This window comes from Pseudomonas sp. GNP012, assembly GCF_054343835.1.
The window spans coordinates 5,640,316-5,666,331 of record NZ_JBTGUU010000001.1; the positions used below are offsets into that span (position 1 = coordinate 5,640,316).

21 protein-coding genes are annotated in these 26,016 nt (G+C 61.4%); 14 read left to right on the plus strand and 7 right to left on the minus strand.

Annotated elements, in window-relative coordinates:
- Positions 1-62: 62 nt before the first annotated feature.
- The gene (locus tag ACXX83_RS25585) at positions 63-587 is read right to left on the minus strand and encodes an Mpo1 family 2-hydroxy fatty acid dioxygenase (protein ID WP_126048558.1); all 525 of its coding nucleotides are present in this window, start codon (positions 585-587) and stop codon (positions 63-65) included.
- 83 nt (positions 588-670) lie between these two features.
- On the opposite strand from ACXX83_RS25585, the gene ACXX83_RS25590 reads away from it, so the two are divergent.
- Positions 671-1,357, plus strand: coding sequence for a Crp/Fnr family transcriptional regulator (locus ACXX83_RS25590; RefSeq protein WP_218475584.1), 687 nt, complete (start codon positions 671-673; stop codon positions 1,355-1,357).
- 210 nt (positions 1,358-1,567) lie between these two features.
- Here the strand turns inward: ACXX83_RS25590 and ACXX83_RS25595 are convergent, their stop codons facing one another.
- Positions 1,568-2,572, minus strand: a complete 1,005-nt coding sequence (locus ACXX83_RS25595) for an AraC family transcriptional regulator (protein ID WP_015092983.1) — start codon at positions 2,570-2,572, stop codon at positions 1,568-1,570.
- 100 nt (positions 2,573-2,672) lie between these two features.
- On the opposite strand from ACXX83_RS25595, the gene ACXX83_RS25600 reads away from it, so the two are divergent.
- Positions 2,673-3,746 (plus strand): fatty acid desaturase, encoded by a 1,074-nt coding sequence (locus tag ACXX83_RS25600; RefSeq protein WP_458549944.1) that lies wholly within the window; start codon positions 2,673-2,675, stop codon positions 3,744-3,746.
- A gap of 60 nt (positions 3,747-3,806) precedes the next feature.
- Here the strand turns inward: ACXX83_RS25600 and ACXX83_RS25605 are convergent, their stop codons facing one another.
- Genes ACXX83_RS25605 through ACXX83_RS25615 form a run of 3 tightly spaced genes read right to left on the minus strand, consistent with a single transcriptional unit; the run spans position 3,807 to position 7,843 of the window.
- Positions 3,807-5,417: an arylsulfatase gene (locus ACXX83_RS25605; RefSeq protein ID WP_126048562.1), complete on the minus strand. Its 1,611-nt coding sequence runs from the start codon at positions 5,415-5,417 to the stop codon at positions 3,807-3,809.
- 15 nt (positions 5,418-5,432) lie between these two features.
- The gene (locus ACXX83_RS25610; RefSeq protein WP_458549945.1) at positions 5,433-6,248 is read right to left on the minus strand and encodes an ABC transporter ATP-binding protein; all 816 of its coding nucleotides are present in this window, start codon (positions 6,246-6,248) and stop codon (positions 5,433-5,435) included.
- A complete protein-coding gene (locus ACXX83_RS25615; protein ID WP_458549946.1) occupies positions 6,245-7,843 on the minus strand; it encodes an ABC transporter permease in 1,599 nt (532 codons plus the stop codon). The genes ACXX83_RS25610 and ACXX83_RS25615 overlap by 4 nt, the downstream gene beginning before the upstream one ends.
- A 402-nt stretch (positions 7,844-8,245) precedes the next feature.
- Between ACXX83_RS25615 and ACXX83_RS25620 the strand changes: the two genes are divergently transcribed.
- Positions 8,246-9,259 (plus strand): ABC transporter substrate-binding protein, encoded by a 1,014-nt coding sequence (locus ACXX83_RS25620; protein ID WP_095964484.1) that lies wholly within the window; start codon positions 8,246-8,248, stop codon positions 9,257-9,259.
- 122 nt (positions 9,260-9,381) lie between these two features.
- Here ACXX83_RS25620 and ACXX83_RS25625 read toward each other — a convergent pair whose 3' ends face one another.
- Complete coding sequence (locus ACXX83_RS25625) at positions 9,382-10,302, minus strand: LysR family transcriptional regulator (protein WP_041474762.1); 921 nt, start codon at positions 10,300-10,302, stop codon at positions 9,382-9,384.
- 183 nt (positions 10,303-10,485) lie between these two features.
- Here ACXX83_RS25625 and ACXX83_RS25630 point away from each other — a divergent pair, with 183 nt between their 5' ends.
- The 8 genes from ACXX83_RS25630 to ACXX83_RS25665 all read left to right on the plus strand — a co-directional run bounded on the left by ACXX83_RS25630 (position 10,486) and on the right by ACXX83_RS25665 (position 19,007).
- Positions 10,486-11,406 carry a TauD/TfdA dioxygenase family protein gene (locus tag ACXX83_RS25630; RefSeq protein ID WP_458549947.1) on the plus strand — a complete coding sequence of 307 codons (921 nt, stop codon included), beginning with the start codon at positions 10,486-10,488 and terminating at the stop codon, positions 11,404-11,406.
- Between the two features lie 134 nt (positions 11,407-11,540).
- Positions 11,541-13,901: a TonB-dependent receptor gene (locus tag ACXX83_RS25635; RefSeq protein ID WP_458549948.1), complete on the plus strand. Its 2,361-nt coding sequence runs from the start codon at positions 11,541-11,543 to the stop codon at positions 13,899-13,901.
- Positions 13,902-14,160: 259 nt separating this feature from the next.
- Positions 14,161-14,970 carry an energy transducer TonB gene (locus ACXX83_RS25640; protein ID WP_458549949.1) on the plus strand — a complete coding sequence of 270 codons (810 nt, stop codon included), beginning with the start codon at positions 14,161-14,163 and terminating at the stop codon, positions 14,968-14,970.
- Between the two features lie 44 nt (positions 14,971-15,014).
- Positions 15,015-15,740: a MotA/TolQ/ExbB proton channel family protein gene (locus tag ACXX83_RS25645; protein WP_217836859.1), complete on the plus strand. Its 726-nt coding sequence runs from the start codon at positions 15,015-15,017 to the stop codon at positions 15,738-15,740.
- A 1-nt stretch (position 15,741) separates the two neighbouring features.
- Positions 15,742-16,143, plus strand: a complete 402-nt coding sequence (locus ACXX83_RS25650) for an ExbD/TolR family protein (protein WP_015092994.1) — start codon at positions 15,742-15,744, stop codon at positions 16,141-16,143.
- Positions 16,144-16,419: 276 nt separating this feature from the next.
- Positions 16,420-17,001, plus strand: a complete 582-nt coding sequence (locus tag ACXX83_RS25655) for an alpha/beta hydrolase (protein WP_007972928.1) — start codon at positions 16,420-16,422, stop codon at positions 16,999-17,001.
- Positions 17,002-17,056: 55 nt separating this feature from the next.
- Positions 17,057-17,977, plus strand: coding sequence for a sigma 54-interacting transcriptional regulator (locus ACXX83_RS25660; RefSeq protein ID WP_217836861.1), 921 nt, complete (start codon positions 17,057-17,059; stop codon positions 17,975-17,977).
- 247 nt (positions 17,978-18,224) lie between these two features.
- Positions 18,225-19,007: a MetQ/NlpA family ABC transporter substrate-binding protein gene (locus ACXX83_RS25665; protein ID WP_458549950.1), complete on the plus strand. Its 783-nt coding sequence runs from the start codon at positions 18,225-18,227 to the stop codon at positions 19,005-19,007.
- Between the two features lie 401 nt (positions 19,008-19,408).
- Here ACXX83_RS25665 and ACXX83_RS25670 read toward each other — a convergent pair whose 3' ends face one another.
- Entirely contained in the window at positions 19,409-20,605 is a 1,197-nt protein-coding gene (locus ACXX83_RS25670; RefSeq protein ID WP_458549951.1) for an AAA family ATPase, read from the minus strand.
- A gap of 177 nt (positions 20,606-20,782) precedes the next feature.
- On the opposite strand from ACXX83_RS25670, the gene ACXX83_RS25675 reads away from it, so the two are divergent.
- The 3 genes from ACXX83_RS25675 to ACXX83_RS25685 are packed head-to-tail and all read left to right on the plus strand — an operon-like array spanning position 20,783 to position 25,994.
- On the plus strand, positions 20,783-21,886 hold the full coding sequence (locus tag ACXX83_RS25675) for an efflux RND transporter periplasmic adaptor subunit (RefSeq protein ID WP_015092997.1): 1,104 nt from the start codon (positions 20,783-20,785) through the stop codon (positions 21,884-21,886).
- A complete protein-coding gene (locus ACXX83_RS25680) occupies positions 21,883-22,947 on the plus strand; it encodes an efflux RND transporter periplasmic adaptor subunit (RefSeq protein ID WP_126048578.1) in 1,065 nt (354 codons plus the stop codon). Before ACXX83_RS25675 ends, ACXX83_RS25680 begins: the two co-directional genes overlap by 4 nt.
- Complete coding sequence (locus ACXX83_RS25685) at positions 22,944-25,994, plus strand: efflux RND transporter permease subunit (protein ID WP_126048580.1); 3,051 nt, start codon at positions 22,944-22,946, stop codon at positions 25,992-25,994. Before ACXX83_RS25680 ends, ACXX83_RS25685 begins: the two co-directional genes overlap by 4 nt.
- The last annotated feature ends 22 nt before the right edge of the window (positions 25,995-26,016 follow it).

Consider the following 26,016-nt stretch of genomic DNA (forward strand, 5'->3'; position numbering starts at 1 on the left):
CCCACATTGGATTTGTGAACGACGCAAATCAGTGTGGGAGCGGGCTTGCCCGCGAATGCGATCTAGACAGCTGCACGCTTCGGATTGAGGCGCACCCCACCCGCCCGCGCCTCGATCTGCTCTTTGAGCTCATGCCGCATCCCCAGCATGAACGCCAGTTCCGCCACCACGAACAACGGCCCGACAATCAACCCGGTCACGTCATCGACAAAGGCCGGTTTGCGCCCTTCGTAGTGATGGCCGACAAACTGGATCGCCCAACCGATCACGAACATCGCCACGCCGCTGCCCAGCCAGACCAGCGTGCTTTGCTGTGCCAGCGCATGACCAGCCCACACGCACAGCCCGAGCAACACGGTCATCAAAACGCCCAGGCGCAATTCCAGGCGCAGGTAAAACCACGCCGATGCCAGCGAAACGAGCACCGCCGGTGACAGCCACACGCCACCCGGCGACCACTGCGGCCGGGACAGCAACACCGCCACGGCGACCACGATCAGCGGAATGCCGATAAAGTGCGATGCAATATTGCGCGGGTCTCGGTGGTAGGCGGCGTATTGACTGAGGTGGTCGACGAGGCTTTTCATTGTTGTTCTCCTGTGGGGTGATTGATCATGCCCCGGGGCCACTTCCCGCTCTGTCAGCCAGGCGACAATCTCTAGGAGTTTTCATGGATATGCAGGTCTGGCGCCCACGCCTGATGAGCGGTCAGTGGTTCAGCCATTTGCCTGTTTCCCTACAGGATAGCCTGCTGTCGGCGGCCAGGCTGCGGCGCCTGTCGCCGGGCCAGCGGCTGTTCAAGCGCGGCGATCCGCCCTGCGGCCTGTACGCGGTGCTTGAAGGCGCGGTACGCGTCGGTGCCGTAAGCGAGCAGGGCAAGGAAGCGTTGCTGAGCCTGGTGGAACCGCCGCACTGGTTCGGCGAGATCTGCCTGTTCGATGGCCAGCCACGCACCCACGATGCCTACGGCGTGGGCCAGTGCACACTGCTGCACATTCCCCAGAACACCTTGCTGGCGTTGCTCGACGAGCATCCACAACACTGGCGCCAACTGGCGTTGTTGATGAGCCAGAAGCTGCGCATGACCTTCATCAACCTTGAACAATTGAGCCTGTTACCGGCCCCGGCGAGGCTGGCGCACCGCTTGTTGATGATTGCCGAAGGCTATGGCGAGACCGCCCCGCCGCGGCGCGTCCTGCAACTGCCCCAGGAGCAGCTTGCCGCCATGTTGTCGCTGTCGCGCCAGACCACCAACCAGATTCTCAAGGAGTTGCAGGGGCAGGGGGTTATCGGGCTGAGTTACGGCGAAATTGAAATTCTCGATGCCGAGCGGTTGCGGACACTGGCCACGATCTGACGGCGAACACCGAACCATTGTGGGAGCGGGCTTGCTCGCGAAGGCGTCAGGTCAGGTATATCAATTTCAACAGACACACCGCTTTCGCGAGCAAGCCCGCTCCCACAGTGGATCTGTGTAAATCACAAGATTGTGGTCACCGATAAAAAAACTGTGGGAGCGGGCTTGCTCGCGATGGGGCCAGACCAGCCAACTCACCTTCCGGATCAATCAGCGCAACCCATCCCGAAACTGCCCCGGCGTCATCCCGGTCCAGCGCTTGAACGCGCGACTGAAGCTGCTGGTATCGGCAAACCCGAGCAGATAACTGATTTCGCTCAGCGACACTTGCGGGTCCCGCAGGTGCAGCAGCGCGAGGTTTTCGCGGCTTTCGTTGAGCAGCGTATCGAACCGGCAGCCCTCATCCGCCAGGTGCCGCTGCAGGCTGCGCAGGCTCAGGTGCAGGGCCTTGGCGATGTGCTCGGCGCTGGGTTCGCCTTCGGGCAGTTGCTCTTCAATGGCGTCGCGGACCTTGCGCTCCCACGTCAGCGGCTTGAGTTGCGCCAGGGTGCGCTTGAGCACGGTTTCGTTGTGTTCGGCCAGTTCCGGGTTGGCGTCGTCCAGGTGGCTGTCGAAGTCGATGAGGGCGAACTCAAGCCGATCCTCGTCGGCACCGAAGTGCACCGGCGAGCGAAAGACTTTATGCCATTGGTGCGCGTCTGCCGGCTCCGGGCGGCGCAGGTAAGTCTCCAGCGGTGCGTATTCACGGCCCAGGCGATTGCGGCAGGTGCGCACGTAAATCGCCATGAACGCATCGATGGCTTCGAAGGCCGGGGCGGGATTGCCAGCGGGGATTTTCAGACGGAAACGGTAGCGATCCTCGGCGCGGGTCAGTTCCAGTTCGAGGGCATCGCTGACCACCTGGTGATAGCGCACGATGCGCTCGAACACTTCCCGCAGGCTGCCGCTGGCGACCAGGGCATAACCCAGCGCATGGAAGGTGGTCGGGCTGACGAAACGCGAAACCCGCAAACCGATTGCCGGATCGCCGCTGGCCTGCACCGCCAGATTCCACAGATGCGTGGTGCCCGACAGCGGATAACGCGCGTTCGGGTCGTCCATCAGTTGTGGGTCGAGTCCCGATTGCTGGCACAGGGCGGTGCTGTCAATGCCAAGGGCATCGAGTTGCTTGCGCAGGGCGCGGGTCCAGCTGGCGAGGGAGGTCGGTTCAGTCATGCTGATTGGCGCTTCCGGTCAACAGGTTGGCGTTCACGGCTACCGCATTGCGAGGTTCCGCAAGGCAGGATGCAACCATCAATAACCAGAGGATGGAAGCATGGACCGTACTTCTGCAAGCCCCCAACGACTGAATGCAGCCCAACGATCAGCCCATATCCGTGAAGTGGTGCTGGCCAGAGGCGTCGAATTGCGGGAGAAATACCCGGTTCTCAAGCACCAGGACGCCCTCGGCGCAGGCATTCTGACCTTCGCCATCGCCGGTATGGTCGGTTCGGCGGCGCTCTACATGAGTGGGCACATGGCCTGGTGGGCGTGCCTGTTGCTCAATGCTTTTTTCGCCTCGCTGACCCATGAGCTGGAACACGACCTGATCCACAGCATGTACTTCCGCAAGCAGAAAGTGCCGCACAACCTGATGATGGGGTTGGTGTGGCTGGCGCGGCCAAGCACCATCAACCCATGGATTCGCCGCCATCTGCACCTCAATCACCACAAGGTGTCGGGCTCTGAGACAGACACGGAAGAGCGCGCCATCACCAATGGCGAACCCTGGGGTTTTGCGCGGCTGTTGATGATCGGCGACAACATCATGTCCTCGGTCATCCGCATGTTGCGGGCCAAGACCTGGGCAATGAAGTTCAGCATCATTAAACGCACGCTGAAGGTCTATGCACCGCTGGCGCTGATGCATTGGGGCGCGTGGTACGTGTTTCTCGGTTTTCATGCAGCGAACGGCGTTGCGAACCTGATGGGCGCACCGATCGAGTGGTCGGCGACGACGTTGTCGGTGATGCAGGTGATCGACATCGCAGCCGTCGTGATCATCGGCCCGAACGTGTTGCGCACCTTCTGCCTGCACTTCATCAGCTCGAACATGCACTACTACGGAGATGTGGAGCCGGGCAATGTGATGCAGCAGTGCCAGGTGCTGAATGCCCCGTGGCTGTGGCCGCTGCAGGCGTTCTGCTTCAACTTCGGCAGCAGCCACGGGATCCATCACTTTGTGGTGAAGGAACCGTTCTACATCCGCCAGTTGACCGTACCGGTGGGGCACAAGGTGATGCGCAAGATGGGTGTGCGGTTCAATGATTTTGGTACGTTTGCGCGGGCTAACCGGTTTGAGCGCAGGGACGAAGCGGCGGTAGAAGAAGTGCGTGCCGCCAGGGCTTGATGGGTTGTCATCAAGGGCCTCATCGCGAGCCTGCTCGCGAAAGCGTTGTATCAGACAATATCAATCCGGCTGAAACGGCGACTCACTCAGTATCACCCCAGTCTCATCCACATACCGCTGCCAATGCTCGATCAAGGCACTGAGCCGCTGCGGCTGGCTCGACGCCAGGTCATGAATCTCCCCCGGATCACTGCCCAGGTCATACAGCTGCCAGGTCGCCGGCCCCACCGGTCCCGGGATGTACACCGCCTTCCATTGCCCCTGGCGGATTGCCCGCCGACCGAACAATTCCCACCCGGTCACGGTGTGCTCGTCATGCACGTGCGCCGTCTCGCCCGACAGAAACCCCAGCCACGACTTCCCGCGAACGTCCGCCACGGGTTTGCCGTGCCATTGCTTGCCCGGATGGCGCACACCTGCAAGATCCAGAATGGTCGGCGTGATGTCCATCACTGTGCCAAACCCGTGGCTGATCTGGCCCTTGAGCGGCAGCTGCGGGTAATGCACCAGCGCCGGCACGCGAATCCCGCCTTCGGTGGTGAAGGCCTTGAACAGTCGCGACGGTGCGGTCGCCACTTGCGCCCAGTTCGGCCCGTACCAGACGTAGGAGTTGGCCCGGCCGATGTTGTCCAAGCTGTTGTCGTAGTGCTGATTGAGGTAGGTCAGCAGCTGCGGCCCGAATTTCGGGAAAGCCTCCAGCAATGCCCCTTCGGCGCCGTTATCGGACATGAACAGGATGAAGGTATTGTCCAGTTGTCCCTGCTGGCGCAAGTAATCGACGACACGCCCGATGTTCCAGTCCATGCGTTCGACCATTGCCGCATAAACTTCCATGGCTCGCGCAGAAATCTGCCGCTGTTCATCACTCAACGCATCCCACTGTGCGCTCAGCTGGATCAGGGGATGCGGCTCGACATCGGCCTCGATCAATCCCAGCTTCTTGAGTTTTTCCAGACGCTCCAGCCGCAGCACTTCAGGGCCGGCGTCATAGCGCCCGCGGTATTTTTCCACCACCTCGGCCGGAGCCTGCAGCGGCCAGTGCGGTGCGGAAAACGGCAGGTAGGCGAAGAACGGCCGGGTCTGGTCGCGCTCCTTGAGGTATTGCAGCAGCTTGTCGCCGAAGGCGTCGGAGGAATAAAAATCCTTCGGCAGTTCGTCGATGAACTGGTCGTCTTCGATATACAGCGCCGGTGTGGATTTCAGCAGCCGTGGAGTCGTTTCATCGTAGGTCGGCTCGAAGCCGTAATGGTTGGCCGCACCGGGCAACAGCGAAAACGAACGCTCGAAACCCCGGGCATGGGGCGCCAATTCGGCGGTCAGGCCCAGGTGCCATTTGCCGCTCATCAACGTCTGGTAACCCGCCTCGCGCAGCAGCTCGGGCAGGGCGACCACGCGGTCGTTCAAGTGCCCTTCGTAGCCTGGCTTACCGATCAGGTCCGGGGTCAGGGCTTCGGCCATGGTGCCGATGCCGGCGATGTGGTGATCGGTGCCGGTGAGCAGCATCGAACGGGTCGGCGAGCAAGTTGGTGCGGTGTGAAAGTCGGTCAGGCGCAGGCCATTGTTGGCCAGGGCATCGAGGTTCGGCGTATTGATTTCGCCGCCGAAGGCGCCGAGGTCGGAAAAGCCCAGGTCATCGGCCAGGATCACTAAAAAATTGGGACGTTGCGGCATCAAAAATTTCCTTTTTCAGTAGGCAATGAAGGACAGCGGCAGATCGCGGACCTGCACCGGCACGGGAGGCTGGTAGTGACCGTCGCTGGTGAGTTCGTGAAGCAGTTCTTCGCGCAATTGGTGGAAGTCGAAACTGCTGCGATGGCGCGGATGGGGCAGGGCAATGTCGACCACTTGCTTGATCCGCCCCGGACGCGGCTCCATCACCACCACGCGGTCGGCGAGGAAGATCGCTTCCTCGACATCGTGGGTGACTAGGATGGTGGTGATTTTTGCCCGCGCGCGGATCGCCAGCAGTTCGTCCTGCATCTGCTGGCGGGTCAGCGCATCGAGGGCGCCGAAGGGCTCGTCCAGCAGCAGAATCCGTGGGCTGGCCACCAGGCCTCGGGCGATGGCCACGCGCTGCGCCATGCCGCCGGAGAGCTGGTGCGGATAGGCACGGGCGAAGTCGCCCAGGCCCACCAGTTCGATGAAGTCATGGATACGCTGGTGCTTTTGCGCGGCGCTCAATGGCTCGTTGACCAGGCCCAGGCCGATGTTGTCGGCCACGCTCAACCACGGGAACAAACGGTGTTCCTGAAAGACGATGCCGCGCTCGCCACCGATGCCGGTGACGGCTTTACCGTCGACGCTTATCTGCCCGCGAAATTGCCTGTCGAGGCCCACCAGCAGCCGCAGCAAAGTGGATTTGCCGCAACCGCTGGAGCCGACGATGGCGACGAATTCGCCCTCGGCGATGTCCAGGTTGAATTCTCGAATGGCCTCCAGTTCGAAGCCGTCGACCTCGAAGGTCTTGCCCACGTGATTGAAACTGACAATCGGTACGTTCATGCGTGTCTCCAGCGAGTGGCGCGGATTTCCAGGCGTTGGCCAATGAGGTTGAGCAGGGCGCCGGTCAGGCCCACCAGCAGCATGCCGGCCATGATCAGGTCCATGCGCAGCAGTTGCTGGGCGCCGATCATCTGGCTGCCGATGCCGCCGTTGGACGGCATGAAATATTCGGCGCCGATGGTGCCGAGCCAGGCGTAGATCAGGCTCAGCCTGAGCCCTGCGAAAATCCCTGGCGCCGCATCCGGCAACACCAGCCGGCGCAGGCGCTGGGGCAGGTTCAGGCGCAACACCTGCGCAGCCTCGTTGAGTTGTGGCGAGAGATTGGCGACGCTGCGTTGGGTGGCGATGAACAGCGGAAAAAACGCGGCGAGGGCGACGAACACCCACTTGGCCAATTCCCCCAGGCCGAACCACGCGGTGAGCAGCGGCACCCAGGCGAAAATGGCGATCTGGCGGAGGGCGGCGAGGGTCGGGCCGAGCACGCGTTCACTGGTGCGCGACAGTCCCAGCAGCAGGCCCAGGGCAAAGCCGAGCCCGCCACCGAGCAGTAACCCGCCAAGGGTTCGGCCCAGACTCAGGGCCATGCCGCCAACCAGCGTGCCGTCGAGCAGGCCATTCCAGGTGGTGTGCAGGACGACCAGCGGGCTGACCAGAATGTTCGGGTCAATCCACTGCTGATCCGAGCTCAGTTGCCACAACGCCAGCAGCGCCAGTGGCAGCAGCCACGGTTGCAGACGTTGCCAGCCTTGATAACGCGGCCCGCGACGGATTTCGGCGGTGGCCGGGTGCGGCCAGTGCACCAGCTTCCTGTCCAGCAGGCCGATACCGCGATCCATCGCCACGCCGATCAAGCCGATCACCACAATGCACACGAAGACGATGTCGAGCATGAACAACTGGCGTGCCCAGACCATCAGGTAGCCGATGCCTTCGCTGGACGCGAGCAGTTCGACAGCGAGCAGCGAGGTCCATCCGGCGGCCAGCGCAAGGCGTACACCGGCCATGAAGGCCGGCAGCGCGGCGGGCAGCACCAGGCGGCGGATCAACAGTAGTCCGGGCAGGCGCAACACGGCGGCGGCTTCGCGCAGCCTGGGTTGCGCATCGCGCACGCCGACCAGTGTGTGCAGGGTCACCGGCACCACGATGGCCTTGATCAGCACCACCAGTTTCAGCACTTCACCGATGCCGAAAAACACCATGAACAAGGGAATCCAGGCCAGGGTCGGGACTTGCGCCAACCCGGCGAAGGTGGGAAATACCAGGCGCTCCAGTCGACGACTGAAACCCAGCGCAGCACCCAAAACTGCACCAGCGCTGATCCCGGCCAGTAGCCCCCAGAACAAGCGTTGCAGGCTGATCCACAAATGGCTCCACAACTCGCCTTGGGACAACTCAACGGCGCTGCTCCAGACCAGGGTCGGCGCCGGCAGGATCTGCTCGCTCATCCAGTGGTTGCGGCTGGCGAGCCACCAGAGGGCAAACAGGCTGAAGGGCAGCAGCCAGGGCAAGAGCCGCTGGCTCAGCGTCGGCCAATGTCGTCGACCATCAAGCCGAGGTGCGGCCAGCGGCAGGCTCAGAAGGGAAACACGGGCCATGGGTGACCTCCGTTGTCGGGTTGCAATGCAAGCCTGTTTTTTGTGGGAGCGAGCATGCTCGCGATGAGGGTGTGTCAGGCGACTTACGTGCTGGATGACACACCGCTATCGCGAGCAAGCTCGCTCCCACAGGGTTTAATGTGTATGCAAAATTGATCTATAAAGATAAAAATCAATTCTATTTAGGGATAAGCAAGGCCATTTAAGGCTTGGGAGCGCGCGCGCATCCAATGCCTTCGAAGAATATTTTTGATGCTGTTTTTGCATACGCGATCGGAAGGCCCGTAGGAGTTGATATAGATCCAAAAGCTATAAAAATGTGAATTTATAGTATTTAAGTGTTGGTTCTGATTCGGCCTACTTTCGGCTCATCAACGCCCGTTGCCCCAAGGAGCCGTACCCATGAACCTTCCCTTCAAACGTGTCATCAGCCTGTTCGCCGCACCGGCCCTGGCGGGTCTGCTGGCCTTCACGGCCAACGCCGGTGAACTCAAGGAAATCCGCATCGCCGTGCCGGACCTGAGTGCCGGTACCCAGCACAGCGGTGGCGGTGTAGTGGATGTGTTGCGCGATCAACAGATCTTCGAAAAGGCCTTTGCCGATCAAGGCATCAAGATTCAGTGGAGCTTTTTCAAGGGCGCAGGCCCGGTGATCAACGAGGCGTTCGCCAACGGTCAGGTGGACCTGGCCTACCTCGGCGACCTGGCAGCCATCATCGGCAAGTCCAATGGTCTGGATACGCGATTGCTCAGCGCCTCGGCGCGCGGGGTCAAGCACTACCTCGGCGTGGTCCCGGGTTCGGGGATCAAGACCCTGCAAGACCTCAAGGGCAAACGCGTAGCGATCTTCCGTGGCACGGCCAGCCAGTTGTCCTTCGATGCGGCGCTGGCCAGTCAGGGGTTGAGCGAGAAGGATGTGAAAGTCATCAACCTCGACTTCAACGCGGCGGTGGCGGCGCTGGCGGCGAAACAGATCGATGCCTCGTGGGGTGGTTCCGGGCTTACCGCATTACAGGCCAAAGGACTGGCCGAGTTGCCTCTGACCACCAAGGACCTGGGCGGCGCCGGCAGTGTGCAGGCCGTGTTGGTGGGGACCGGAAAGTTCGTCGACGAGCACCCCGAGGCGGTCGCCACACTGCTAAAGGCTCAACAGCAAGCCGTGGCGTGGCTGACCCAGGATAGCAACAAGGACGCTTACGTTCAGTTGGTGTCGGGCTTGGCGAGTTACCCGCCGGTGATTCTCAGCCAGGATCTGAAGGATCAGAAACTGAGCGAGGTGTTCCCGTCGACGCTCGATCCAGTGTTCCTTGGCAAATTGCAGGATGCGGTGGACCTGGCTTCGCAGCAGAAGCTGATTCGCAAGTCGTTCAAGGTAAGCGATTGGGTGGCGCCGGAGTTGGCTGCGGCCAAGCTCTGAATCTTCAGTGAGCTCACTGGCCCCATCGCGAGCAAGCTCGCTCCCACATTAGATTTGAGTCGTACACAAACTTGTGTCCGACAACGATCTCCTGTGGGAGCGAGCTTGCTCGCGAAGAGGCCCTAAACCGCGACGCTGACTTGCTGTCTGTCCACCGCCACCAACGTCTCGATCATCGCCCGCGCCGCTGGCGACAACCGGAACCCGGTGCGACTGACAATCCCGCACCGCGCATTCATGCTCTCGATGTTCTGCGGCAAATTGCGCCAGTGCAGCAGCACCAGCGAACCCTGGGCAATGTCCTCGATGAACGCCTCTTGCGTGCCCACGCCGATGGCGTTGGATTGCAGCACAACTTTCACCAGCGCCGGAAAATGTTCGGTCTCGATAGTCGGCGAAAAATCCACCCGCCCACTGAGGTTCGCCAGCAGTTTGCGAATGCCTGGCGGGATCTTCGTGGTCGCCAGCGGGTAATCGAACATGTCGTTGGTCGACAGGCTCTCCTTGGCCAGCAGCGGATGCCCCGGACGGCAGAAAAACACACCGCGTTTGGGCGTCAGCGCCTGGGTCTGGAAGTTCGGGTCGGACTCGAAATGGCGAATGTCGGCGATGAAGAATTCGATCTCCTCGCGGCTCAGGGCGCGGCTGAGTTTTTCCCAGTTATCCACTTCGAAGCAGGTGCGCACTTTCGGGTGTGCATTGATGAATTGCGCCACCGCATCCGGTACCAGTTTTACCGCCGGCGCCGGGCCGCAACCGAAGCGCAGTTCACCGGCATCGAGCTTGGTCATCTGTGTCACTTCGGCGCTGAGCAGCGCCGCACCCTGCACCAGGCTGCGGGCATGTTGCAGCACCACCAGGCCCTCTGGGGTGGGGCGCAAATCCTTGTTGCCACGGTCCACCAACACGCAGCCGAACTCTTGCTCCAGCCCCTGGATGCTGCGGCTGAAGGCCGGTTGGGTAATGCCCATGGCCTCGGCCGCGCGCACGAAACTGCGGTGTTCGTCGAGGGCGATGAAGTAACGCAACTGGCGAAGATCCATATGCTTTCCCGGCATCCTAAAAATAGCTCGAAGGCATTTGCGACGAGGGTTGACTGAGGTTTTAAATGCAACCTCTTATTCCGTCAACGAAGCATGTAGATATCTATTAGATCTAAATAGAATATAGATAGAGCAGTGTTTCGCGGCCGGTTCAACCGCAAGCAGTCTGATGAGGGTCTACCCATGAGCAATGCCGCTTTCGCAGTACAACCCGCTGTTCACGCGCTTGAAATCCATCCGGTGGCCGGTCGCATCGGTGCCGAAATCCGTGGCGTACAGCTTTCCGGCGAGCTGGATGCCGCCACCGTTGAAGCCATTCAACAGGCGCTGCTGCAATACAAAGTGATCTTCTTCCGCGACCAGACCCAACTCGACGATCAGCGCCAGGAGGCGTTCGCCCACCTGCTCGGCGAACCGGTGGCGCACCCGACCGTGCCGGTGCGTGAAGGCACGCGTTTTCTGCTGGAACTGGATGGTGCCGAGGGCCAGCGTGCGAGCTCCTGGCACACCGACGTGACCTTTGTCGAGGCCTACCCAAAAGCCTCGATCCTGCGCTCGGTGGTAGCCCCGGCTTTCGGCGGCGACACCCTGTGGGCCAACACCGCCACCGCCTACGCCGGGTTGTCGGAGGAGCTGCGTGAGCTGGCCGACAAACTGGTCGCCGTGCACAGCAACGAATACGACTACGCCGGCACCCGGCCGGACGTCTCGGCGGAGAAGCTGGAGCGCTATCGCAAGGTCTTCACCTCGACTGTCTACGAAACCGAACACCCGGTGGTGCGCGTGCACCCGATCAGCGGCGAGAAGAGCCTGTTGCTGGGGCATTTCGTCAAACGCATCAAGGGCTATTCCCAGGCCGATTCGGCGCACCTGTTCGGGTTGCTGCAAAGCCATGTGATCCGCCAGGAAAACATCGTGCGCTGGCGCTGGAAGGCCGGTGACGTGGCGATCTGGGACAACCGCTCGACCCAGCATTATGCGGTGGATGACTACGGGACCCAGGACCGGATCGTGCGCCGTGTGACGCTCAAGGGTGAAGTGCCGGTGGGTGTGAACGGGCAGGTCAGCCAGACCGTGAAAGGGACGGATATCGGCGGCGTCTGAACTGACGCTATCGCGAGCAAGCTCGCTCCCACAGGGGGTCTTCGGTGTTCACAGGATCAGTGTGGGAGCGAGCTTGCTCGCGATGGCGGCCTGGCAAGCAATAAAGCATTTCTTCTGATCGGGAACCCCGCCTTATGAGTCCGTTGCATTTCGCCCCAACCCACTCTCCACAACGGCTCAAACGCCTGCCCCTGGCTCTGTTACTGGCAGGCAGTGCCAGCTGGACCCAAGGCTATGCGGCCGACAGCGCCACCCCTGAAACCACTCCGGCAAAAACCGCCACGGCCGACAATACCCAACTGGCAACCGTGACGGTCACGACTCGCCGCCGCGAAGAAAGCTCGCAAGACGTACCAACGCCGATGAGCGTGGTCAGCGGCCAGACCCTGGAAGCCCAGCGGGTCTATCGCATCCAGGATCTGCAGCAACTGGTGCCCAGCGTCAACGTCGCCTACATGCATGCGCGCCAGTCCAGCGTGTCGATTCGTGGCCTGGGCAACAATCCGGCCAGCGATGGCCTGGAAGGCAGTGTCGGTCTGTACCTCGATAACGTTTACCTCGGCCGGCCGGGCATGGCTGTATTCGACCTGATGGACATCGAGCAGCTCGAAGTGCTGCGCGGTCCGCAAGGCACCTTGTTCGGCAAGAACACCACCGCTGGCGTGATCAACATCAGCACTCGCGCGCCGACGTTCACACCGGAACGCAGCATCGAATCTTCGGTGGGCGAGGACGGCTACTTCCAGACCAAGGGCACGATTTCCGGCCCGCTCAATGATCAGCTCGCCGGGCGCTTTTCTGCGTATCGCACGCGCAGCGATGGCGATATCAAGAACGAATTCGACGGCCACGATTTGAACGGCGGCTCGCGCGATGGCTTCCGTGGCCAGTTGCTGTTCAAGCCGAACGAATCGTTCAACCTGCGCTGGATCGGCGACTACAACGAAGAAGATTCCAGCGCCGGCACCCGCGTGTTGTTCAACACCGGGCCGACCATCAATGGCACCAACCTATACCAGACCCGGGCCAATGCCGCGGGCGCGACACTGGTCGACGGCACCCACCGCAAGGTCAACCTGAACAACGACCAGCATGTCACCGTGCATCAGGGCGGCACATCGGTGGAGGCCAACTGGACGCTGCCGAGCGACTTCACCCTGACGTCCATCAGCGCCTATCGCTGGTGGAATTTCACCCCGCGCAATGATGACGGCCTGAACGCAACCGTCTTCTACAACGCCGGGGTTTCGGTGGAGGACAAGCAGTACTCCCAGGAGTTTCGCCTGGCGTCGCCTACCGGCGGGTTCTTCGATTACGTGCTCGGCGCCTATTACTTCGGCTCCGACCTGGACAACAAATCCTTCACCTTTTACGGGCCGCAAGCGGATATCTGGAGTGGCACGCCCACCGGTGCGCTGAACAACATCGACAGTGTCGGCAACGGTCATATCGAAACCAACAGCTTCGCGCTGTTCGCACAGGGCACCTGGCACCTGACCGAACGCCTGGATTTCACTGCCGGCCTGCGCGGCACCTATGAAGAGAAAAACGCCTGGGTGACCCGCAATGCGCCCGCCGGTGGTGCCGCAGTCACCGGCGCGGCGGCCGCGGCACGACGTGCTCGTGCAGGGGCCTACGATTCCGGCGATCTGAACCAGTACAGCTCCAGTCCTTCGGGCCTGTTGAACCTCAGCTACCACCTCACCGACGACCTGCTCACCTACGCCACGTTGTCCCACGGCGAAAAATCCGGTGGGGTCAACCTGGCCGTCGGTATGGCGCCAGTGGCCGGTGCCGACTCGTTGCTGATCGGCACCGAGCGCGCCAACAACGCCGAGCTCGGCTTCAAGAGCACCCTGTGGGACCGTCGCCTGCAACTCAACGCCAACCTGTTCTGGACCCAGGTCAACGGCTATCAGACCAACGCCTATGACGACGTCAATCGCGTGCAATACCTGACCAACGCCGGTTCCGTGCGCTCCCGTGGCGTGGAGTTCGAAAGCACCCTGATCCCGCTGCGCGGCCTGACGCTGAACATCAACGGTTCGTACAACGACGTCAGCTACCTCTCCTACAAGGATGCACCGTGCCCGCCGGAAGTCAGCCTGAGGCCGGGTGCTCCAGCCTCCTGCGACCTGACCGGGCATCAAGTGGTCGGCGCATCGAAATGGATCGGCAACGCCAACGGCGAATACAAGTGGAATCTGAGTAACGGCTTCGAGGAGTACGTCACCGCCAGCTATGCGTTCCGCTCCAAAGCGGTGGGCACGGTGGAAGACTCCGACTTCGGGCAGATCCCGAGTTATGCGGTGGTCAACCTGTCCACCGGCCTGCGCGGCGACTTCAACCAGGGGCAGTGGGACGTTTCGTTGTGGCTGAAAAACGCCTTCGACAAAACCTACTACACGACGCTGTGGACGGCCGCCAATGGTGGTTATGAAGGTCTGCCCGGTACGCCACGCACGCTCGGTGTGACCGGCCGATACGACCTCTGACGGCGAAAAAGCATGCTTCGAATGAATACTTTCAATGCCCGAAAAGCATCGGATTTTTTCCACTGTGCCGGAGCCCTTGAACGGCGGGCTCTGGCGGTGGGTTGAGGGTTTTGTTTATTCGTATTGGTTCTAAATATAAGTTTAAACATTACTTTAAGAGCTAAGCGTTCAAGCCAATGATTGCTCTACCGGGGCGTCGTCGGGGGATGTTCAGCACGACGTTCCGGTTATCCGCAAAGAGACCGCAGGGAGTTAAACAATGGGCAATGTCCAGATCGCCACCGGTGCACATGAGGTGCTTTGGCGCCAGGCACCTGGTGGCGAATTGGTCGACCTCGGCCGACCGCACCGCGTGCCCTTGGGGCAGTTGCGTTTGCAGCGAACCCCCAAAGGCGTCCTTCGCCGGCGTGAAGCAATCGTGCTGGGCGTGCTGGCGTTGCTGGTGCATGGCGCGGTGATCTATTGGGTCAATCAGCAACCGACCCCGGTGCTGCCGATCGTGCCGCCAGAAGTCCCGCCCATGACCATCGAATTCTCGCGACCGGCGCCACCAGTGGTCGAGCCGCCGCCTCCACAACCTGTGCAACCCGTGATTGAGCCGCCACCGCCTGTGGAGGATGAGCTGGCGGTGAAGCCGCCTCCACCAAAGCCGGTTCCCAAGCCCAAACCGGTCGCCAAACCGCTACCGAAACCGGCGCCAAAAGCCGTTGAGCAGCCACCCGCGCCAGCGAAGCCGGCAGCACCTGTCGCGGCCCCGGCGCCACCTGCACCACCGGCCCCAGCGCCCGTAACACCGGCCTCCGCCACCGCCGGCTATTTGAAAAACCCGGCGCCGGAATACCCGTCGCTGGCCCAGCGTCGCGGCTGGGAAGGCACCGTGTTGTTGCGCGTGCATGTGTTGGCCAGCGGCAAGCCCGGCGAGATTCAGATCCAGAAAAGCAGCGGTCGCGATGCACTGGACGACGCCGCGCTGAACGCGGTGAAACGCTGGAGTTTTGTGCCGGCCAAGCAAGGTGATGTCGCCCGGGACGGCTGGGTCAGCGTGCCCATCGATTTCAAGATTCATTAAACAGAAACCAATTTCGCGCGAAACGTTTACACGAGGAATACATCATGACGTTACTGGCCTCTCCACTTGAATCCATCGAAAGCGCGGTGATCTGGCTGCTGGTGGTTTTTTCCGTCGCGACCTGGGGTCTGGCATTGCTCAAGGGCGTGCAGTTCGGTCGGCTGAAGGCACAGGATCGAAAGTTTCATCAGCAGTTCTGGGCCGCTTCGAGTCTCGACTCGGCGGCCGAACTGAGCGAAACCCGGCCCGGCGCGGCCGCCCGGGTGGCGCAGGCCGGTTATGCGGCCATCCAGGTGGGCGAGACGCCACAGGCGGCTGACTTGAGCCAGGCGATCAACCATCAGGATCGTCTGGAGCGAGCCTTGCGCCAGCAGATTGTGCGCGAGCGCCGGTCACTGGAAACCGGGTTGGCAGTGCTCGCAAGTATTGGCAGCACCTCGCCGTTCATTGGCTTGTTCGGCACGGTGTGGGGAATCATGGAGGCGTTGAAAGGCATCAGCGCGGCGGGCTCGGCAAGCCTTGAAACAGTCGCCGGGCCGATTGGCGCGGCACTGGTCGCCACGGGTGTGGGGATCGCCGTCGCGGTGCCGGCGGTGCTGGTTTACAACTACTTTTTGCGGCGCTTGAAACTGACGGCGGCGGATCTGGACGACTTCGCCCACGACTTCTACAGCCTGGCGCAGAAGAGTTCGTTCCGCGTGCTGATCCATCCGACGGCGCACAAGGTGGTGGCCCAGGGCAACGCGCAGAAAGTGAAGGAGGCGTCCTGATATGGCCTTCTCCACGCAAGACACTGACGAGGTGCTCAGCGAGATCAACGTGACGCCGCTGGTGGATGTGATGCTGGTGTTGCTGGTGGTGTTCATCGTCACCGCACCGCTGCTGACCAACGCCATTCCGATCAACCTGCCCAAGACCGAAGCGGTGGCGCCGGTGGAGCAGAAGGATCCGTTGGTGGTGAGCATCGACGGTGCCGGCAAGCTGTTTATCAACAAGGACGAGATACAGCCGGACTTGCTGGAATTGAACCTCAAGTCGGCGAAGGCCAAGGACCCCGAGGTGCGCGTGCAGTTGCAGGCGGATGATGGTGTGAATTACGGCGAGGTGGCGCGGGCCATGGCATCGATTGAACGGGCGGGGATTACCAAGCTGTCGGTGATCACTGCGCGTTAACAGATTTTCGTTTTCCGGGGCCGTCTCCTTGGCAGGGTGCGGCCCCTTTTTTTGGACTGAATTTCATCCCTGTGGGAGCGGGCTTGCTCGCGAATGCGGAGTGTCAGTCTACAAGGATGTTGGATTTGATGGCCCCTTCGCGAGCAAGTCCGCTCCCACAGGTTATGTGTTTTATATTCGATATGGATCTTAATAAATAGCTTCTTATTCCTTAACGAATATAACTCTCCTCCCTATACTCGACCGGGAACAGACACGCAGCAGGAGAGCTCCCCCATGCGCAACGAATCAATTCGCTACCTGATTGTGCCGGGCTGGCAAGGATCGCCAGAAGATCATTGGCAAAGCCACTGGCAGAACAGCCTGCCGAACAGCGCACGGGTGGAGCAGGCCGACTGGCTGACGCCGCGCCGTGAAGACTGGGTCGCGGCGCTGGCCGAGGCGATTGCCGCCGACAGCACGCCGGTCATCCTGATCGCCCACAGCCTGGGTTGCATCACCGTCGCCCATTGGGCGGCCACCGCGCCTGTGCAATTCCTGCGTCAGGTGCGCGGTGCCCTGCTGGTCGCACCGGCGGATGTCGAGCGCCCGGCCTGTGCGCCGGCCTTGCGCAACTTCGCGCCGATCCCGACGGATCTGCTGCCGTTCCCCAGCCAGGTTGTCAGCTCCGACAACGACAGCGCCGTCAGTGCGCCGCGAGCCCTGGAGCTGGCGCGCAACTGGGGTGCCGAGGCGGGGATCCTGGCGGGGGCGGGGCATATCAACGTGAAGTCCGGTCACCAGCGTTGGGAGCAGGGTTTTGCCTATCTTTATCGCCTGCAAAACCGCATGGAACACCACGCCCTGCGCCGCGCTTGAACACTTTCTTTATTTAACGCCCCCGTCTCCCGGCGGTTTTGGGCGGGAGTCTGCCATGAGCTTTGAAACCTTCGGTCAGCCGCTGCTGACCTTTCCCGACGCCGAAAAAAGTCCCCTGAGCATCCGCGCCAAGGCGCTGGTATTTGTCGATCCGCGTTCGCGGCAATTACGTGAAGACCTTGAGCAACTGGCCACGCGTTCTGTCTCGGTGCTGATCCGTGGCGAAACCGGCACCGGCAAGGAGTTGCTGGCCCGTCATATCCACCGCGCCAGTGATCGCGGCGGATTGTTCGTGTCGGTCAACTGCGGCGCCATCAGCCCGACCTACGCCGACGCCGAGCTGTTCGGCTATGCGGCGGGTAGCTACAGCGGTTCGGCGAGCAGTCGTGCCGGCTGGTTCGGTTCCGCCAACGGCGGCACGCTGTACCTGGACGAAATTGGTGACCTGCCGCTGCCGATCCAGATCAAGCTGCTCGCCGCCCTGGAGAACCACGAAGTCACCCGCGTCGGCGCTCAGCAACCGAGCCCGGTGGATGTGCGGCTGGTGGCGGCCACCAGCATCGATCTGGCCCAGGCAGTGGCCGCCGGAAAATTCCATGAACGGCTCTATCACTACCTCAGCGAAGGCCCGCTAGAACTGCCGGCGCTGCGCGAGCGTACGGGGGACATTCTGCCGCTGGCCGAATACTTCCTCGGCATCTACAGCCAGCGCCTCGACCTGCCGGTGCCGCTGATCAGTGAAGCGGCGCAGCTTGTGCTTGAGCGCCACAGTTGGCCGGGCAATACCCGGGAGCTGGAAAACGTCATTCACTTTGCGCTGCTGGTGAGTACGGGCGACGAGATTCTGCCGGAGCATTTGAATTTGCCTGATCCGCTGGCGCAGATCGAAAGTCAGATTAAGCAGATTCTCGACAATGGATCAGCCGCCGAACGAACAGCCTTGAAAAACCTCCTGCGCGACGCCCGGCTTTTGTAGGAGCTGCCGAAGGCTGCGATCTTTTGATTTTCGGCGGCCTCAATGCCATCAAAGTCAAAAGATCGCAGCCTTCGGCAGCTCCTACAGGGTTGTATGAACAAAATGGAATATGAAGCTGAATAAACGTTATTGTTCGGGAATAAAAAATCCCGGTATTGTCCGCTTCACGCCAGCGATAGCACTTCACTGGCACTCTCATCTTCAAGCCGTCGCCACAAGCGACTGTGATTTTCGATAAGGACACTGCATGAAAAAGGTTCTGTTGTTCACCGCACTGGCGGCTGCCCTGACCGCGGGCCTGGCCCAGGCTGGCGAGAAACTGGTGGTTGCCGCGACCCCGGTTCCACACGCCGAGATTCTTGAGCTGATCAAGCCAACCCTCGCCAAAGAAGGCGTGGACCTGGAAATCAAAGTCTTCACCGACTACGTTCAGCCGAACGTGCAGGTCGACCAGAAGCGTCTGGACGCCAACTACTTCCAGACCCTGCCGTACCTCAAGAGCTTCAACGAAGGCAAAGGCACTCACCTGGAAACCGTGATCGGTGTGCACGTCGAACCTTTCGGCGGCTACTCGAAGAAAGTCAAAACCCTGGCTGAGCTCAAAGACGGCGCGACCATTGCCATCCCGAACGAAGGCAGCAACAGTGGCCGTGCCCTGATCCTGCTGCAGAAGGCCGGCCTGATCGAGTTGAAAGACCCGAAAAACGCCCTGGCCACGCCAAAAGACATCGCCAAGAACCCGCACAACTTCAAGTTCAAGGAGCTTGAGTCCGCAATGTTGCCGCGTGTGCTGGATCAGGTCGACCTGGACATGATCAACACCAACTACGCGCTGGAAGCGGGCCTGAACCCGGCTAAAGACGCGCTGGTGATCGAAGGTGCCGACTCGCCTTACGTGAACTTCCTGGTGGCCCGTCCGGACAACAAGGACAGCGTTGCCATCCAAAAACTGGCCAAGGCCCTGACCAGCCCGGAAGTGAAAGACTTCATCGAGAAGAAGTACAGCGGCGCGGTACTGCCAGCGTTCTGATTCGCGAAGTAAACCCCTTCAAGGTTTCAAACGCCGACGGCTGATTTAGCGTCGGCGTTTTTTGCGACTGAAGATCAAAAGATCGCAGCCTGCGGCAGCTCCTACAGGGTCCACGCAAACCTTTGTAGGAGCTGCCGAAGGCTGCGATCTTTTTTGGTTTTATGAATCAGGCCGGCCCGGCCTTCAACGCCCTGCGCAACGCCATCAATAATTTCAGAATGTCCTGCGGATCCAGCCGTTGCGGCGTTTTTACGTCTGCCATGTTCTCGTCCTTGTGAGATGTTGGCCGGGAGTCTGGCCAAAAGTGGTTCGTCCTTGGAGCTGTGTTTCGAAAAAAAGATCCTTCCTACGCCGCAAGGGAAAATAGACGTCTTCCCTCATCCCGGCAAATCACGCGCCGTTCAATCCGGCCAATACCATGCCGGCTCATCCAGCATGCGCTGGCCCACGATCCCGGTCTGGCCAAGATTTTTCTCCAGCACGATGCAGTTGCAGTCCGGGTCCTCCTGCAACGCCGAAATCAAGCGCCGGGCATGGGACACCACCCACACCTGGCACTGCGCCGAGGCACGGATGATCAAGCGTGCCAGCGCCGGCAGCAGATCCGGATGCAGGCTGGTTTCCGGCTCGTTCAGCACCATCAGTGTCGGTGGCCGTGGCGTCAGCAGCGCCGCGACCAGCAGCAGGTAACGCAAGGTTCCGTCCGACAGCTCGGCGGCTGACAGCGGCCGCAACAAACCTTCCTGAAAGAACTCGATGGCGAAGCGTCCACCGGGCAGGGGGGCGATGTTCAGTCGTGCGCCGGGGAAGGCGTCGCTGATCGCCGCCCGCAAGGCGTCGGGATCGCCGATTTCGATGATCGTCTGCAAGGCGGCCGCCAAGTCTCGTCCGTCGTGATGCAGCACCGGCGTGCGAGTGCCCAGTTGCGGTTGACGCGCCGGGGCGTCGGCATCGCTGCGAAAATGATCGTAAAAGCGCCAGCGGCGGATGAACTCGCGCATCTCCAGCACTTCAGGCGAACCGCGCAGGCTGCCGACCTGATCGAACAGGCTGTCGAACGTCGGCGTGTGCTGCGCCAGCACATCCCACTTGCGCTCGGCGCGGGCGCGGATCATCGGGCCGTCACGATCGACCAGCAGACTGGCCGGGCGGTAGAACGCGCCTGCCCACAGGCATTCGCGTTTGATCTGCGGGTCGAGGCTGAAATAGGACGGGATCGGCGAGCTGTGCCCGGGCAGCATGAAATGGCCATTGGAATCGGGAAGGCCGAGGCTGATCGAGTAGCCGAAATCCTCTCCCGCAAACCCCAGGCGCAGGCGCTTGACGCCTTGGCGCACAGTGGGCTCGATGGCGACTTCGCCGGTGCGCATGCGCCGGGAGAGGGTTTCCGGGCCGGCCCAGAAGGTCGAATCCAGCCCGCCTTCACGGGCCAGGGCATTGACCACGCCGCCGTGGGCGGTTTCCGCCAGCAGGCGCAGCGCACGGTACAGGTTGGACTTGCCGCTGCCGTTGGGGCCGGTGATCAGATTCAGTCGGCCCAGCGGGATCACCAGTTTGTTGATCGAGCGGTAGTTGGCTACCGCGAGCGTGTTGAGCATGTGGGGTCCTGTGGCGGGGTCGAGCGACGCCCATTGTCCGCTACGGGCAGGTGTCTGGGGCAAGTGTTCTGGACGTAAGGCAGGATGAATTTTTTCTTCATAAGACGCTCGTGCAAGGTTGCTGTCCTGTTCTAAGCTCTCTGTCGTGCTGTACATGAAAAAGGCCAAGGAGTTTGCATGGTGGTTCCCGGATTCAAAGTAGTCATGGCCTTGAGTGTCGTCACCCTGCTGACGGCTTGCGACCAGAAAAAACCCGTACAGGAATACCTGCCACGGGTGTTCGTGCAAGTCGTCAAGCCGACGGACTACGCGGCCCCGGTTACCCTCACCGGTGATATTCAGGCGCGGATACAGACGGAGCTGTCTTTCCGTGTGGGTGGCAAGATCATCCAGCGTTCGGTTGACGTCGGCGATCGAGTGACCGCCAAGCAAGTGCTGGCCCGGCTCGACCCCAAGGACTTGCAGAGCAACGTCGACTCGGCCCAGGCGCAAGTGGCCGCCGAACAGGCGCGGGTGAAGCAGAACGCGGCGGCATTCGTACGCCAGCAAAAACTCTTGCCCAAGGGTTATACCAGCCAGAGTGAATATGACTCGGCCCAGGCCGCTTTGAACAGCAGCCAGAGCGCCCTGAGCGCTGCCCAGGCGCAGCTGGCCAATGCCAAGGATCAGTTGAGCTATACGGCGCTGATCGCCGATGCGCCGGGGATCATTACCGAGCGCCAGGCGGAGGTCGGCCAGGTGGTTCAGGCGACGATGCCGATCTTCAGCCTGGCCCGTGACGGCGACCGCGATGCGGTGTTCAACGTTTATGAATCCCTGCTGGCCGAGAAACCGAGCGATGACACCATTGTCCTGAGCCTGCTCGACAACCCGGCGATCAAAACCACCGGCACTGTGCGTGAAATCACCCCGGCGGTGTCGGCGCAATCCGGTACCGTGCAGGTCAAGATCGGCCTCAACAGTCTGCCCGACGGCATGCAATTGGGCTCGGTGGTGAGTGCCACGGCCAAGGGGTCGGGCAAGTCGGTCATCGAGTTGCCGTGGTCGGCGCTGACCAAAAACATCAGTGAACCCGCTGTCTGGATTGTCGACGACAAGGGCAAGGCCCAATTGCATTCGGTCACTGTCGGCCGCTACCTGACCGGCAAGGTCATCATCAGCGGCGGGTTGAAAGACGGCGACAAAGTCATCATCGCGGGCGGCCAACTCTTGCACCCTGACATGGACGTCGAGATTGCCGAAGACACTAACAAGGATCTGACGTGGGGAGCCAAGCCATGAAGCCTTTATGGGCGTTGTCCATCGGGCTGGTGCTGAGCGCCTGTTCCGAAAGCGAACCACCGCCGGCACCGGTACGACCGGTGTTGTCGATCAAGGTCCAGACCTTGAACGAAGAGGACCTGGGCCGCTTCGCCGGCAGCATCCAGGCGCGTTATGAAAGCAATACCGGCTTCCGCGTGGGCGGGCGGATCGCCAGCCGTAACGTCGATGTCGGCACCGAAGTGGAAAAGGGGACACTGCTCGCCACCCTCGATCCTTCCGATCAGCAGAACCAATTGCGTTCGGCCCAGGGCGACCTGGCGAAAATCCAGGCGCAACTGATCAATGCCAAGGCCAGTGCCCAGCGTCAACAAGCCCTGTTCGATCGCGGGGTCGGCGCGCAAGCGCAACTCGACGCGGCCAACACGGACCTGAAAACCACCCAGGCCTCCCTCGATCAGGCCCGGGCGGCCGTCAGCCAGAGCAAAGACCAATTGGGCTACACCGAACTGCGTGCCGACCATAAAGCCGTGGTCACCGCGTGGAGCGCCGAGGCCGGGCAAGTGGTGACGGCGGGTCAGCAAGTGGTGACCCTGGCGCAACCGGACATCAAGGAAGCGGTGATCGACCTGCCCGATACCCTCGTTGATCAGTTGCCCAGCGATGTGGTGTTTCAGGTTGCTGCGCAACTGGATCCGAGCATCAACACCACCGCTGTCATCCGTGAAATCGAACCCCAGGCTCAAAGCGCGACACGCACCCGTCGTGCCCGCCTGACCCTGGCCGAAACGCCACAGGGCTTCCGTTTGGGCACGGCCATCAGCGTCACCCTGAGCACGGCGGTCAAGCCGCGCATCGAGTTGCCTGCCACCGCGCTGCAGGAGGTCGATGGCAAGCCGCGCATCTGGGTGATCGACGCGCAGAGTAAAACCGTCTCCCCCCGTGACGTCACCGTGATCAGCCGCACCGACAGCACCGTGGTGCTGTCAGACGGCGTGAAGAACGGCGAGCGGGTGGTCAGTGCCGGTGTCAACAGCCTCAAACCGGGGCAGCAAGTGAAAATCGACGAGGACAGTCAATGAAAGGGCCTTTCAACCTCTCGGAATGGGCCCTCAAGCATCAGTCGTTCATCTGGTATCTGATGTTCGTCGCGTTGCTGATGGGTGTGTTCTCGTATTTCAACCTGGGGCGCGAAGAAGACCCGTCGTTCACCATCAAAACCATGGTGATCCAGAGCAAATGGCCGGGGGCGACCCAGGAGGAAACCCTCAAGCAGATCACCGACAGGATCGAGAAAAAGCTCGAAGAGCTCGACTCCCTCGACTACGTGAAAAGCTACACGCGCCCCGGCGAATCGACGGTGTACGTGTACCTGCGCGACACCACCGGTGCCAAGGACATCCCGGAAATCTGGTACCAGGTGCGCAAGAAGATCAACGACATCAAATACCAGTTCCCGCAAGGCATACAGGGGCCGTCGTTCAACGACGAGTTCGGTGACGTCTTCGGGTCGATCTACGCCTTCACCGCCGACGGCCTGACCCAGCGTCAGTTGCGTGACTACGTGGAACAGGCCCGCATGGAAATTCGCGGTGTGCCGGGCCTGGGCAAGATCGAAATGGTCGGCCAGCAGGACGAAGTGCTGTACCTGAACTTCTCCACGCGCAAACTCGCAGCGCTCGGCATCGATGAGCGTCAGGTGGTGCAGAGCCTGCAATCTCAGAACGCGGTGACCCCGGCAGGTGTGATCGAGGCCGGGCCGGAGCGGATTTCGGTGCGCACGTCAGGGAAGTTCGCTTCGGAGAAAGACCTGGCCGAGGTCAACCTCAAGCTCAACGACCGCTACTATCGCCTGGCCGACGTTGCCGAAATCAGCCGGGGCTACGTCGATCCAGCCTCGCCGGAATTCCGCTTCAACGGCAAACCGGCCATCGGCCTGGCGATTGCCATGCAGAAAGGGGGCAACGTCCAGGCGTTCGGCAAGGCCTTGCACGCCCGTATTGACGAGTTGACCGCCGACCTGCCGGTGGGCGTCGGCATTTACAACGTGTCCGACCAGGCCGTGGTGGTCGAAGAGGCCGTCGGCGGTTTTACCAGCGCGCTGTTCGAGGCGGTGGTGATCGTGCTGCTGGTCAGCTTCGTCAGCCTTGGCGTGCGCGCCGGGCTGGTGGTGGCCTGCTCGATCCCGCTGGTGCTGGCGATGGTGTTCGTGTTCATGGAGTACAGCGGCATCACCATGCAGCGGATTTCCCTCGGTGCACTGATCATCGCCCTTGGCCTGCTGGTGGACGATGCGATGATCACCGTGGAAATGATGGTCACGCGCCTGGAGTTGGGCGAGACCAAGGAGCAGGCGGCGACATTCGCCTACACCTCTACGGCGTTCCCGATGCTCACCGGTACGCTGGTGACGGTGGCGGGCTTCGTGCCGATCGGCTTGAACGCCAGCTCGGCCGGTGAATATACCTACACCCTGTTTGCGGTGATTGCCTGTGCGATGCTGGTGTCGTGGGTGGTGGCGGTTCTGTTTGCGCCGGTGATCGGCGTGCACATTCTCAGCACCAAGGTGAAACCCCATGAAGGCGAACCCGGTCGCATCGGCAAGGCATTCAACGGCGGGCTGCTGTGGTGCATGCGCAATCGCTGGTGGGCCATCGGCATTACGGTGCTGTGTTTTGTGCTGGCGCTGTTTTGCATGCGCTTCGTGCAGAACCAGTTCTTCCCGTCGTCGGACCGACCGGAAATCCTGGTGGACCTGAACCTGCCGCAAAACGCCTCGATCGACGAAACCCGCCGGGCTGTCGATCGCCTCGAAGCCACGCTCAAGGACGACCCGGACATCGAGCGCTGGAGCACTTACATCGGGCAGGGCGCCATCCGTTTTTATCTGCCACTGGACCAGCAACTGCAGAACCCCTTCTACGCGCAGTTGGTGATCGTCAGCAAAGGCCACACCCGTGAGGCCATGATGCACAAGCTTCGCGAGCGCTTGCGCAACGACTTCGTCGGCATCGGCAGTTATGTCCAGGCACTGGAAATGGGTCCGCCGGTAGGGCGTCCGATCCAGTACCGGATCAGCGGCAAGGACATCGATCAGGTGCGCCGACATGCCATCGACCTGGCCACTGAGCTGGACAAGAACCCGCACGTTGGCGAGATCATCTACGACTGGAACGAACCGGGCAAAGTGCTGCGCATCGACATCGCCCAGGACAAGGCGCGGCAGTTGGGGTTGTCTTCCGAGGATGTGGCCAACCTGATGAACGGCATCGTCAGCGGCCAGTCGGTGACTCAGGTCGATGACGACATTTACCTGATCAACGTGGTCGGTCGTGCGGTGGATTCCGAGCGTGGAACGCCGGAAACCCTGCAGAACCTGCAAATCGTCACGCCGAACGGCACGTCGATTCCGCTGCTGGCGTTCGCCACGGTGCGCTACGAACTGGAGCAGCCGCTGGTGTGGCGTCGCGATCGCCTGCCGACCATCACCATCAAGGCGGCGATACGCGACGAGATCCAGCCGACGGACCTGGTGAAAATCCTCAAGCCGTCCATCGACGCGTTCGCAGCCAAACTGCCGGCGGGCTACAAGGTCGCCACCGGTGGTACGGTGGAGGAAAGCGGCAAGGCCCAGGGCCCGATTGCCAAGGTTGTGCCGCTTATGCTGTTCCTGATGGCGACCTTCCTGATGATCCAGTTGCACAGCGTGCAGAAGCTGTTCCTGGTGGCCAGCGTCGCGCCGCTGGGGCTGATCGGCGTGGTGATCGCGCTGGTGCCTACGGGGACGCCCATGGGCTTCGTGGCGATCCTCGGGATCCTCGCGTTGATCGGTATCATCATCCGTAACTCGGTGATCCTGGTGACCCAGATCGAGGAGTACGAGCAGAAGGGTTATGCGCCGTGGGATGCAGTGGTGCAGGCCACCGAGCATCGGCGTCGTCCGATCCTGCTGACCGCGGCGGCGGCGAGCCTGGGGATGATCCCGATTGCCCGGGAAGTGTTCTGGGGGCCGATGGCCTACGCGATGATCGGCGGGATCGTCATCGCCACCTTGCTGACGCTGCTGTTTTTGCCGGCGCTGTATGTGGCCTGGTACAAGATTCGCGAGCCGAAGAAAGAGGCTGTTTAAAAAGCGAGCGCTTCGCGCTCAT